Raw genomic sequence first — 12,123 nt, 5'->3', positions numbered from 1 at the left:
GGCCCGGGCCCGGCCCGTTCTATTCATCTGTCACTGACGCTAGGTTCACCATGGCTCAATACGTCTTCACCATGCATCGGCTGGGCAAGGTTGTTCCGCCGAAGCGGGAAATCCTGAAAAACATCTCCCTGTCCTTTTTCCCTGGCGCCAAGATCGGCGTGCTGGGCCTCAACGGTTCGGGCAAGTCCACGCTGCTGAAGATCATGGCCGGCGTCGACACCGAGTTCGAGGGCGAAGCCCGCCCGATGCCGGACCTGAACATCGGTTACCTGCCCCAGGAACCCCAGCTGGACCCGGCCAAGACCGTGCGTGAAGTGGTCGAGGAAGCGGTCAGCGTGATCAAGGACGCCCAGGCGCGCCTGGACGAGGTCTACGCCGCCTATGCCGAGCCGGATGCCGACTTCGACAAGCTGGCCGCCGAGCAGGCCAAGCTGGAAGCCATCCTGCAGGCCAGCGACGGCCACAACCTGGAGCGCCAGCTGGAAGTGGCCGCCGACGCCCTGCGCCTGCCGGCCTGGGACGCCAAGGTCGAGCACCTGTCCGGTGGCGAGAAGCGTCGTGTGGCCCTGTGCCGCCTGCTGCTGTCCGCTCCGGACATGCTGCTGCTCGACGAACCCACCAACCACCTGGACGCCGACTCCGTCGCCTGGCTGGAGCACTTCCTCCACGACTTCCCGGGCACCGTGGTTGCGATCACGCACGACCGTTACTTCCTGGACAACGTTGCCGGCTGGATTCTGGAACTCGACCGCGGCGCCGGCATTCCTTACGAGGGCAACTACTCCGGTTGGCTGGAAGCCAAGTCCGACCGTCTGGCCCAGGAATCCAAGCAGCAGTCGGCCCATGAAAAGGCCATGAAGGAAGAGCTGGAGTGGGTGCGCAAAGGCGCCAAGGCCCGCCAGTCGAAATCCAAGGCTCGTCTGCAACGCTTCGAGGAAATGCAGTCCCAGGAATTCCAGAAGCGCAGCGAAACCAACGAGATCTACATCCCGGCCGGCCCGCGCCTGGGTGACAAGGTCATCGAATTCAAGAACGTCACCAAGGGCTACGGCGATCGCGTGCTGATCGACAACCTGTCGTTCTCCATGCCCAAGGGCGCCATTGTCGGCGTGATCGGCGGTAACGGTGCCGGTAAATCGACCCTGTTCCGCATGCTCATGGGCAAGGAAACCCCGGATTCGGGCAGCATCGAGATCGGTGAAACCGTGCAGCTTGCCTGCGTGGACCAGAGCCGTGAGGACCTGGACGGCAGCAAGACCGTGTTCCAGCAGATCTCCGACGGCTCCGACCAGATCCGCATCGGCAACTACGAGATCCCGTCGCGTACCTACGTCGGCCGTTTCAACTTCAAGGGCGGCGACCAGCAGAAGTTCGTCAAGGACCTGTCCGGTGGTGAGCGCGGCCGCCTGCACCTGGCCCTGACCCTGAAGGAGGGTGGCAACGTCCTGCTGCTCGACGAACCTTCCAACGACCTCGACGTTGAAACCCTGCGTTCCCTGGAAGAAGCCCTGCTGGACTTCCCGGGCGCCGCCATTGTGATTTCCCACGATCGGTGGTTCCTGGACCGGGTGGCCACTCACATCCTGGCGTACGAAGACGACTCCCAAGCGGTGTTCTTCGAAGGCAACTACACCGAGTACGAAGCCGATCGCAAGAAACGCCTGGGCGAAGCCGCAGCGCAACCGCACCGGGTACGGCACAAGAAGCTGGCCTGATCGGTTAGCTGCTTGAAAAAAACGGGGCCTTCGGGCTCCGTTTTTATGCCTGGCAGAAACCTGGGCGGTTAATTCGGGGGCGTGGCTCAACGTTCAAAGTGAGTGCAAAGCAGTCAGTTTTTGTCACCAATTCGGTGCGTAAAACACCTGTAGAACCGGGCTATTTATATTTATTGCACCATTTAAATTCATATCTGCGACATTTTGCGCTGTCGCGGTGCGGATTGAATTGATAAAGTCCCGGGCAAATCTCTTCTTAACGACAATAAATTTGCCGAGACTTCCCATGATCGAATCCGTCGAAGACTTCCTCGCCCGCCTGAAAAAACGCGATCCGGACCAGCCTGAATTCCATCAGGCGGTGGAAGAGGTCCTGCGCAGCCTCTGGCCGTTTCTCGAAGCCAATCCGCACTACTTGAGCTCCGGTATTCTCGAGCGGATCTGCGAGCCGGAACGCGCGGTGGTGTTTCGCGTGTCGTGGGTCGACGATCAGGGCAAGGTCCGGGTCAACCGCGGCTTCCGCATCCAGATGAACAGCGCCATCGGCCCGTACAAGGGCGGCCTGCGCTTCCATCCCTCGGTCAACATGGGCGTGCTGAAATTCCTCGCCTTCGAGCAGACCTTCAAGAACTCCCTGACCTCCCTGCCCATGGGCGGCGGCAAGGGCGGTTCGGACTTCAACCCCAAGGGCAAGAGCGACGCCGAGGTGATGCGCTTCTGCCAGGCCTTCATGAGCGAGTTGTACCGGCATATCGGTGCCGACGTTGACGTCCCGGCCGGTGACATCGGCGTGGGTGCCCGGGAAATCGGTTTCCTCTTTGGCCAGTACAAGCGCCTGAGCAACCAGTTCACGTCGGTGCTGACCGGCAAGGGCATCAGCTACGGCGGCAGCCTGATCCGCCCCGAGGCCACGGGCTTTGGCTGCGTGTACTTCGCCGAGGAAATGCTCAAGCGCCGCGGTGATCGGGTCGAAGGCAAGCGCGTGGCGATCTCCGGCTCCGGCAACGTGGCCCAGTATGCGGCGCGCAAGGTCATGGACCTGGGTGGCAAGGTGATCTCCCTGTCCGATTCCGAAGGCACCCTGTATTGCGAGTCGGGCCTGAGCGAAGAGCAGTGGCTGGCGGTACTGGAACTCAAGAACGTGCAGCGTGGGCGTATCAGCGAGCTGGCGAGCCAGTTCGGCCTGGAGTTCCGTGCCGGCAAGACTCCGTGGGACCTGCCGTGCGATATCGCCTTGCCCTGTGCCACGCAGAATGAACTGGACGCCGAGGCGGCCCGTACCCTGCTGCGCAACGGCTGCACCTGTGTCGCCGAAGGTGCCAACATGCCGACCACTCTGGAGGCTGTGGATATCTTTATCGACGCGGGCATTCTCTTCGCCCCGGGCAAGGCGTCCAACGCCGGTGGCGTGGCGGTGAGTGGCCTGGAAATGTCGCAGAACGCCATGCGCCTGCTGTGGACCGCCGGTGAAGTGGACAGCAAGCTGCACAACATCATGCAGTCGATCCACCACGCTTGCGTGCACTATGGCGAAGAGAATGGCCGGATCAACTACGTGAAGGGTGCGAACATCGCCGGCTTCGTCAAGGTCGCCGATGCCATGCTGGCCCAGGGCGTGGTCTGAACCGTCTCAGGCCGGTTCGATGCGGATGATCTCGATCAACTGATTGCCCGCCGGCCTTTGCCACAGGACTTCGTCCCCCGGTTGTGCTCCCAGTAGGGCACGACCCAGGGGCGAGGCCCAGTTGATCAGCCCCTTGGCCGCATCCGCTTGATCCTCCCCCACCAATTGCACGCTTTGCTGGCGATCCTGTTCATCGGCGAAGGTCACCCGGCTGCCGATCTGCACCTTGTCGGTTGAATTGGCCGTCGTCACCACTTGGGCGCTGTGCAGGCGCTGGGTGAAATAGCGCAGGTCGCGCTCAAGCTCTGCCATTCGCTGCTTGTCGGCGTCATCTCCCAGGTCGTTTTGCTCGCTGTGCTGGCTGTGCAGCAGGGCAACCCTGGCCTGCAATTCGGCAAGGCCCTGGGGTGTGACGTAATTGGGCTGGGCGCTGATCTGGCGCTCCACCGGCTGCTCGGCCTGGGCGGCTTGATCTTCATTGACGAAAGCGCGGCTCACGGTTTTCTCCTTGAAGGGAGGCGGGTGGACCATGGTTGCAGGCTTTTCACCTGGGCGGTTACCTGAAAGCGACCTACGGCGAACGATAGGCTCGGGCCGCATCGCGGTCCTTTTCCTGCTGCCAGGCTCGCTCGCGCTCGTCCCAGTGCCGCTCTCGATACTCGTTGCGGTCCTGGTTCTCCAGCATGGCCTGGCATTGGCGGAAACCATCGTTCCAGCCTTCGGCGTATTGCGCGTCCTTGAGGTAGCGCGGTACGTCCTTGCGAAACTCTCCGCTCATGGAGCCTGCCGCCTGGCGGCCGCTGACGCAGCCGGCATCGAAGCCATCGGCAAAGGCCGGCGGATAGCCCTGCGCCAGCAGATGCTCATGGGTTGATTCACAGCCACCGACTAGCGCCAGCAACAGCGCTGCCCACCCGTACCGCCACATTTTCGTCTCCCAGGCTTCCTCTGCGTGAAGTCTAGAAGGGCGTTTGTCAGCAAGCCGTGAAAGCCGGGTGATCAACCCATTTATCCGTGGCCGCTGGTGCAGGCTGCGACAAGGCTCGCAGCACCTTCCAGGGCCCTTGAGAGCGGCCTCTGGCTGCCTTTAGTAGTGATACCACTTGAGTTCGAGCATGACCTCGTTGACCGGAGTCGCCAGTTGGCTGAACTCCCGCTGTGCGCTCAGGCGCAGGCCCAGGTTGCGCGACAGCTCCCACTGCTGGTTGAGGCTCAGGCTGCGGCGTACCTCGCCATTGGTGAAGTAGTCGCCCTTGGCCTCAAGGCTGAAGTTGCCCAGCGGGTTTTTCCACAGCAGCCCGGAGTTGAAGCCTGCTGCCGGGGCGATGAAACCGGCGAAGTCGGCGTTGTGCTCGACCCGCACCGTGCCTAGGACAAAGCCCAGGGTGTCCTCGCCCAACTGCCAGGTGCCGCCGGCCCCGCCGTTGACGTGGCTGACCAGGGTCTCGTCGTCGTGTTTGCCCGGTACTCGCTCCAGGCCGCCGGTGACCTGCCAGGACCAGGGTTGCAGCAGGTCGTTGCGTGGGGTCAGGGAACGGATGGTCGCCAGGTCCAACTGTTGCAACTGCCAGTGGTTGCCTTCGTACTGGCGCAGCTTCATCTGCAGGATCTCGATCTGCGCCCCCAGGGGGAAGCCTTCGGCGTTGTCGTTGAGGTCGTGATAGGCCATGCGCAGGCCGTACTCGGCGAAGGCCTTGTCGTCCCGGGTGCCGACTCCCAGCTGCCAGGTGCGCGACTGGTGGCCGTCTTCCGGCAGGCCGGGGCGCTGGATCTGCAGCTCCGGTGCCGGGTTCTGGTTGATTGCCCGCAGCAGTTCGAAACTGCGTTGCGAGCGCTGCGCATCTCGTTCCAGGCCGTTGGCCCGGTAGCGTTCAAGACGGTAGGCGGCATCCACGATCAAGGCCTGGCGATCCTGGGGCAGAGCCTTCAGCTCAGGGGCCTGCAATTGCTTCTGGTCAGCGCTGACCTTGAGCACCCATTGCTGTTCTTCCGGGTCCAGGGGCTGGGCGCGGCTCAGCAGCTCCCGCTCCCGGGAAGGGCGATAGTCGATGCGTTCCACCAGCCCGGCGTCCTTGACTGCCTTGACCGTATCGGTAGGGATCGCCGTCAGCGGGAACTGTTCGGTCAGGCGCAGGCTGGGGCGCGCCACTTGCAGCAGTTCCAGCAGCCGGTAGGAGCAGTTTTCATCGAAGAAGAAGTAGTCGAACTTGATCTGCTTGAGTTCCCAGACATGCTCCACCATGCGTTCGGTTTCGGCCTGGGTCAGGTTCAGGCGGTATTCCCACAGGTCGCGGTTTTCCAGGCTGCGGTATTCCGAGAGCTTCTCCTGGTAGGGCACCAGAGCGAACAGCCCCGGATAGCCGCCCATCAGGCCTTTCCAGGCGTAGAGAATGCTGTTGTCCGAGCCCTCGATATAGGCCCCGAAGTTGATTGCGTAGCTGAGCAGCGCGGTGTTGTTGCTCTGTACGTCCGCCTGATCGATGCGCAGCAGGGTGTGGCCGAACATCGACGAGGGGCTGTTCAGGTAGGCCGCGGGAAAGATCATCACCGTGCTGTGGGGCGAGACATCCTTGAACCATTGCTTGAACTCGGCGCACTCCACCGCAGGCAAGTCATTCAGGCCCAGTTGCGCCTTGAGCCAGCGGGTGCGGGACGGATAGACGCACTGGGCATGCTGGTCACCCGCATCGGCGGGGGCGTAGAGGGCGTTCAGGGTCGCGGCCAGCTCAGCGTCGGGATGATGGGCACCGTCGGCAGCGAGGAAGAATTTCGGGTCGCTGACATAACTGCGCCAGCCGCCGAGCTTGGCAGTTTCGTAGTGACCTATGGATATCCAGAAGGGGTCATTGGCCAGTTGCTGCAAACGTTGAGGGTCGATGTGAGGCGCGGCATACAGCGGGGCGCAGACACAGAGCGCCAGGTAGGCAAGGCGTTTGAGCATGTTGGGCAACTTAAGTCGGAAATACAAAGACCCAAGGTGGGCAAGGTCCGGAAAATAAAACCCGCTCCTCGCGAGGAGCGGGTGGGGCGAGCTTAAGCTGGGGTTGCGTACTTGGCCAGGCGCGCGTCGTTTTTCAACACGGCCAGGGTATTGGTGTGCACATCTTCCGCGGTCACGTCAGCCTTGCTGAAGATCTGTTGGAAGTGCTCGTGGGTAACCGCGGCAAAGTGCGCGCGATCCTCAGGGGCTACACCGAGTACCACGGCGTAGGTGGTCAGGGCTTCGCCTTGACCCTTGGCCATGTCTTCGGAGAGCTCGTTCATCATGCCGTTCATGGCGAACCAGGACTTACCGCCATAGGTCAGCGAGGCATTGGTCGAGCAGCCGTTGGTACCGGAGGTCATGCCGAAAGTGGCGTTGCCTGAGGTGCCGTTGGTGGTGGATGCGAGGAAGTGCGCCGGAGTGCCGCGCTGGCCTTCGAACAGCATGTTGCCCCAGCCGCAATCCGGGCCGCCTGGCGCCTGGGCCATGGCGTTGAGGGATACAGCGGTGAAAAGAGTACCGAGAAGAATCCGTTTCATAGCGTTGTTCTCTTTGTGTGCATACCAATGGACAGGGAGACTGGCCCGTGTGGGCGCCAGTGGGCCGGTTATCTATCCAGCCGCGCAGTTTGGAGTTTAGGCAGGTTCCTCAGGTTCCGTAACTATTTACAAAACAATACCTGAAACAGCTGGTTTTACTTGGTGCGGGTCGTGGCCTGCGGCTTGTCTATGCTTTCCCCTGAGGCGCGCCTTGCCAGCCGGGCATACCCGGCGCCAGAATGCCGCCATCTGCCCCGCCTGATGTAAGGAAGCCCGATGCCTGATCCTGTTGCTGCCAGCCTGCGTCTTGCGCCTGAAGCGCTGACCCGTCCTTTCTCTGCTGAACAGTTCAGCTTCTCCACCACCAATGATCTGGAGCCCTTCCGCGGTGTGCTAGGCCAGGAACGTGCGGTCGAAGCCTTGCAGTTTGGCGTGGCCATGCCGCGCCCCGGCTACAACGTCTTTGTCATGGGCGAGCCGGGCACCGGCCGCTTCTCTTTCGTCAAACGCTATCTGAAGGCCGAAGGCAAGCGCCTGCAGACCCCGTCGGACTGGGTCTATGTCAACAACTTCGACGAGCCCCGGGAACCCCGGGCACTGGAGCTGCCAGCGGGGGCCGCGGGCAGTTTCATCAGCGACATCAACGGCCTGATCGATAACCTGCTGGCCACCTTTCCGGCGGTCTTCGAGCACCCTTCGTACCAGCAGAAGAAGAGCGCCATCGATCGCGCCTTCAACCAGCGCTATGACCGCGCCCTGGATGTGATCGAGCGCCTGGCCCTGGAAAAGGACGTGGCGCTGTACCGCGACAGCAGCAACATCGCCTTTACCCCGATGTTCGAAGGCAAGGCCCTGGACGAGGCTGAGTTTGCCCAGTTGCCCGAGGCCGATCGAGAACGCTTCCACGAGGACATTTCCGCCCTGGAGGAGCGCCTCAACGAAGAACTGGCGAGCCTGCCGCAATGGAAGCGCGAGTCGAGCAACCAGTTGCGCCAGCTCAATGAAGAAACCATCACCCTGGCCCTGCAGCCCTTGCTCGCGCCGCTGTCCGAGAAGTACGCGGAAAACGCCGCGGTCTGCGGTTACCTGCAGGCCATGCAGGTCTATCTGTTGAAGACCGTGGTCGAACAACTGGTGGACGACAGCAAGACCGACGCCGTGGCGCGCAAGCTGCTGGAAGAACAGTACTGCCCGAGCCTGGTGGTCGGTCACCCGGCCAGCGGTGGTGCCCCGGTGGTATTCGAGCCTCATCCGACCTACGACAACCTGTTCGGGCGCATCGAGTACAGCACCGACCAGGGGGCGCTCTACACCACCTACCGGCAGTTGCGCCCTGGCGCCTTGCACCGGGCCAATGGCGGTTTCCTGATTCTGGAAGCCGAGAAGATGCTCAGCGAACCCTTTGTCTGGGACGCGCTCAAGCGTGCCCTGCAATCGCGCAAGCTGAAGATGGAGTCGCCACTGGGCGAGATGGGCCGCCTGGCCACTGTGACCCTGACGCCGCAGGTGATTCCGCTGCAGGTCAAGGTCATCATCATTGGCGCCCGCCAGTTGTATTACACGCTGCAGGACCTGGATCCGGACTTCCAGGAGATGTTCCGGGTACTGGTGGATTTCGACGAAGACATTCCGATGGTGGACGAAAGCCTGGAGCAGTTCGCCCAGTTGCTGAAAACCCGCACCTCGGAAGAGGGCATGGCGCCACTGACCGCCGACGCCGTGGCGCGGCTGGCCACCTACAGTGCACGCCTGGCGGAGCATCAGGGGCGCTTGTCGGCGCGTATCGGTGATCTGTTCCAACTGGTCAGCGAAGCCGATTTCATCCGGCACCTGGCTTCGGATGAAATGACCGACGCCGGGCATATCGAGCGCGCGCTGAAGGCCAAGGCCACGCGTACCGGGCGGGTGTCGGCGCGGATTCTCGACGACATGCTGGCGGGCATCATCCTCATCGACACCGATGGTGCTGCGGTAGGCAAGTGCAACGGCCTGACGGTGCTGGAGGTCGGGGACTCGGCCTTTGGCGTGCCGGCGCGGATCTCGGCCACGGTCTACCCCGGCGGCAGCGGTATCGTCGACATCGAGCGCGAGGTCAATCTCGGCCAGCCGATCCACTCCAAGGGGGTGATGATCCTCACGGGTTACCTGGGCAGCCGTTACGCCCAGGAGTTCCCCCTGGCGATTTCCGCGAGCATCGCCCTGGAGCAGTCCTATGGCTATGTGGACGGTGACAGTGCTTCGCTGGGCGAGGCCTGCACGCTGATTTCGGCGCTCTCCAAAACCCCGCTCAAGCAGTGCTTCGCCATTACCGGCTCGATCAACCAGTTTGGTGAGGTGCAGGCGGTCGGCGGGGTCAACGAGAAGATCGAAGGCTTCTTCCGTCTGTGCGAGGCCCGTGGCCTGACCGGGGAGCAGGGGGCGATCATTCCCCAGGCCAACGTCGCCACTCTGATGCTCGACGAGAAGGTCTTGCAGGCGGTGCGAGCCGGGCAGTTCCATGTGTATGCGGTGCGCCAGGCCGATGAGGCCCTGAGCCTCCTGGTGGGCGAGCCGGCTGGCGAGCCGGATGCCGAAGGGCAGTTCCCCGAGGGCAGCGTCAATGCGCGTGTGGTGGAGCGGCTGCGGGTGATTGCCGAGATGATCAGCGAAGACGACCTGAAGGAGGCCGAGAAGGAACAGGCCCAGGAGGCGTTGGCCGATACCAAGCCGGCGTGATGCTGTTCGATGGCGAGGGGGGTGTTCCCTCGCCATCGGCGCCAGGCCGCTGACGCCAATTTTTCAAAATAGACCATTCGGCGCCTGTTGGATCGGTCAACTTTGTTTATCAGGCTTTTCTTCTATTCTCAGGGCAAGGAGAACGACAGTCGTCGCTGGATCGAAACAGCCTTGCGTTGAAGGCTGAATAGTGGATCTACCGAGGGTCGCCGCCATGTCGCGCAACCTTTGCCTTACTCGCCAATGCCTTGGCCTGGTTACCCGTATCGAATGCATTGTTCGCCCTTTGGCGGGGGACAACGGTATGTGGACCCTTCTCTTCGCCGCCGGAATGGCCGGTGAACAACCCTCGGCGATCAAGTCCCAGGGGCCGTTCTGCGGACCTGTTGTGGCCGAATCGATCCTCGATTCGATCGTTGAAAGCCTGACCACCCACGGTTACCAACTGGCCGACGATCCGCAGATATGGTGCCTGCATCTGCAGGCCCAACTGCGGCAGATCAACGGTGAGCGGGGGCGTCACGCCGGGGATTTCCAGTTCCATCCCGAACATTGATGGCTAGGGTGGTGTCGGCTCGGCTTTGTCGAGTTTGACCTCGAAGCCGTATTCGACGGCATTGAGTTCGCTGCGCTCGTAGCTTTCCAGTTGGCTGGGCTGGCCGTAGAAGTAATGCACGTCGAACAGCGCGGGCCCGTTGTTCGAGGCTCCGTGGCTGACGGCAAGGATCTCCTTCAGGTACTGGCCACTGTCGTCCTTGGCATAGAAGCGCCAGGCATCCGCGGGAAAGAGCTTCTGATCGACTATCAGGGCATTGCCCTGGAGCTCCAGGCCCTTGGGCAGTTGCTGGGCACTGATGGTCTTTTTCTCGATGTTGGCGAGAAACAGCGGGATAGAGCCGACGGCATAGGCCGGGGTTTCCGGGAACAGGTTCAGGTCATAGGTGATGACGCCACGCATGGGGTCGATTTCAAAGGCCTCGTCCGGCAGTTCGATCGGTTCGCCACGCTGGCCCTTGTCGTCCTGAGTGAAGAAGGTCAGCGGGGTGTCGCCGGCATTGAACTCCGAGCCCAGCAGTTCGTCGTTGAAGGTCCGCGGATGGCTGAACTCAATGCGTGCTGCACTGGCATCTTCCACCGATTGGCTGATGGTCACGGACTTTTTCAATGAGTCCTCATCAAGCTCCGCGCCCTTGAGGTAGCTGGCGGCCTGATCGTCATAGACCACCACCGGCATCGGCAGTGGCTGGATGTTCTTGTCGGTGGTGAGCCGATCGAAGCGGTGTACCGGCAGGTCGAGGTTCTTGCGGGTCACGCTGGCCTGAGCGAAGTCGAGTACGGCGACCTCCAGCTTGTCGATCTGGCCGTTGAAATACACCTTGGCGTAATGCTGGGTGTGCTGTTGGTCAAAGGCTTTCTGCTCATCCTCCAGTTGCTTCTCGAAGGCCTCGCTCCAGCTCTTCTGCTTCTGCATCTCGGCCAGTTGCTGGCGGTAAAAGGCGACCTGCTGGGCGCTCTCATTGATCGAGCCCGACCGAGAGAGGATTTGCCCGCTGCTGTCCCGAGCCTGCGCCAGCAAGGGGTTGAGGGAGGCGTCGTCGGCTTCCTCAGGCAGGGCGGCGTTATTGCTCAGTTCGATCTCGGCGACATTCTTTTCCAGCGCCAGCAAGGTCAGGCTGATGTTGCCGTCCTGGCGTGGCTTGCCGATGTCGGCCCGGGTCAGTTCGAAGGTCAGGGTGCGGCCGGGAGCTATCACTTCCAGCTTGCCCTGCAGCGAGACCGGCTGCGGCTGGTTCTTGTTGTCCACTTCCAGGCCCTCGATGAAGGGATAGGTCACGGTCAGGTCATCCGGGTTGGTCAGGTTGGAACTGGACGGGCTGAGTTGAATCCCCGGGTCGGTTTCCGACCATTCGGGCTGAAAGGGGATGACCTTCTTGTTGCTCAGGGTGACGGACTGCCACTCCAGGCCATGGGGAAAGGGGAACTGCGCGGGCATGTTGAAGCTGAAGGGGAACACCGGCTGCAGGTCGGTCAGGTAGTCCGAGCTGGAGGGCTTGCGCAGCACGAACAGGCCATTGACGTAGGTGTCCACCAGCGCCTGGGCCGTGGGGTAGTGCTTGAGCAGGGCCAGGCTGTCGTCACCGTATTCGGTTTCGATCGGCTTGCTGTCGAGCTTGATCTGCGCACGCTCCAGCAGCAGCAGTGAGCCGCCGAGGTCGGCGATGGCGTCCTTGAGCTTGGGGTCCTGGATGGCGTCCAGGGATTTTTCAAACTGTGCGGTCCTCTCTTCGAGGCTGGCCTGCTTCTTTTCGTCGCTGGGTGAACAGCCGCCGCTGATCAGCAGCGCCAGACCAAGGCCGAAGCTGGCCAAAGGCAATCGCAAATCCATTTTCCAGTCTTCCTGTCCAGTGTCGGTGGGCGGTGGCAATGGCTTCGACACTAGCAGAAAAAACGTTCGGAAAAACCCGTGGGTCAGGGGATTGTCTGTGGTTTATGGGCTTTTGGCGCGCTGATATACTCGCCGCCGTTTTTACACCGGGTACGAGATTC

General features: G+C 61.9%; 9 protein-coding genes. 4 read left to right on the top strand and 5 right to left on the bottom strand.

Translation table 11 applies throughout. The annotated features are described in order from the left end of the window. The first annotated feature begins 50 nt into the window (after window positions 1-50). Both ettA and gdhA read left to right on the top strand, forming a co-directional pair. On the top strand, window positions 51-1,715 hold the full coding sequence (ettA, locus tag KI242_RS27195) for an energy-dependent translational throttle protein EttA (RefSeq protein ID WP_011063569.1): 1,665 nt from the start codon (window positions 51-53) through the stop codon (window positions 1,713-1,715). 286 nt (window positions 1,716-2,001) lie between these two features. Then, window positions 2,002-3,339: an NADP-specific glutamate dehydrogenase gene (gene gdhA, locus KI242_RS27190; protein WP_041119950.1), complete on the top strand. Its 1,338-nt coding sequence runs from the start codon at window positions 2,002-2,004 to the stop codon at window positions 3,337-3,339. Between the two features lie 6 nt (window positions 3,340-3,345). Here gdhA and KI242_RS27185 read toward each other — a convergent pair whose 3' ends face one another. From KI242_RS27185 to KI242_RS27170, 4 genes are all read right to left on the bottom strand, one after another. Then, window positions 3,346-3,837, bottom strand: a complete 492-nt coding sequence (locus KI242_RS27185) for a GreA/GreB family elongation factor (RefSeq protein WP_011063567.1) — start codon at window positions 3,835-3,837, stop codon at window positions 3,346-3,348. Window positions 3,838-3,910: 73 nt separating this feature from the next. Then, window positions 3,911-4,267, bottom strand: a complete 357-nt coding sequence (locus KI242_RS27180; protein WP_011063566.1) for a hypothetical protein — start codon at window positions 4,265-4,267, stop codon at window positions 3,911-3,913. A 159-nt stretch (window positions 4,268-4,426) separates the two neighbouring features. After that, on the bottom strand, window positions 4,427-6,280 hold the full coding sequence (locus KI242_RS27175; RefSeq protein WP_053160109.1) for a DUF4105 domain-containing protein: 1,854 nt from the start codon (window positions 6,278-6,280) through the stop codon (window positions 4,427-4,429). A 92-nt stretch (window positions 6,281-6,372) separates the two neighbouring features. After that, window positions 6,373-6,861 (bottom strand): DUF3015 domain-containing protein, encoded by a 489-nt coding sequence (locus tag KI242_RS27170; RefSeq protein ID WP_011063564.1) that lies wholly within the window; start codon window positions 6,859-6,861, stop codon window positions 6,373-6,375. Between the two features lie 276 nt (window positions 6,862-7,137). Between KI242_RS27170 and KI242_RS27165 the strand changes: the two genes are divergently transcribed. Together KI242_RS27165 and KI242_RS27160 are read left to right on the top strand one after the other, a co-directional pair. Continuing rightward, complete coding sequence (locus tag KI242_RS27165; RefSeq protein ID WP_015637098.1) at window positions 7,138-9,576, top strand: AAA family ATPase; 2,439 nt, start codon at window positions 7,138-7,140, stop codon at window positions 9,574-9,576. A 214-nt stretch (window positions 9,577-9,790) separates the two neighbouring features. Then, on the top strand, window positions 9,791-10,132 hold the full coding sequence (locus tag KI242_RS27160; protein ID WP_015637097.1) for a hypothetical protein: 342 nt from the start codon (window positions 9,791-9,793) through the stop codon (window positions 10,130-10,132). Window positions 10,133-10,135: 3 nt separating this feature from the next. Here the strand turns inward: KI242_RS27160 and KI242_RS27155 are convergent, their stop codons facing one another. Then, the gene (locus KI242_RS27155) at window positions 10,136-11,962 is read right to left on the bottom strand and encodes a hypothetical protein (RefSeq protein ID WP_212805703.1); all 1,827 of its coding nucleotides are present in this window, start codon (window positions 11,960-11,962) and stop codon (window positions 10,136-10,138) included. Between the last annotated feature and the right edge of the window lie 161 nt (window positions 11,963-12,123).

It is taken from the genome of Pseudomonas sp. Eqa60, assembly GCF_018326405.1.
Lineage (GTDB): Bacteria > Pseudomonadota > Gammaproteobacteria > Pseudomonadales > Pseudomonadaceae > Aquipseudomonas > Aquipseudomonas protegens.
The sequence above is the reverse complement of the archived record's forward strand: the minus strand, read 5'-3'. Positions and strand labels throughout refer to the sequence as shown.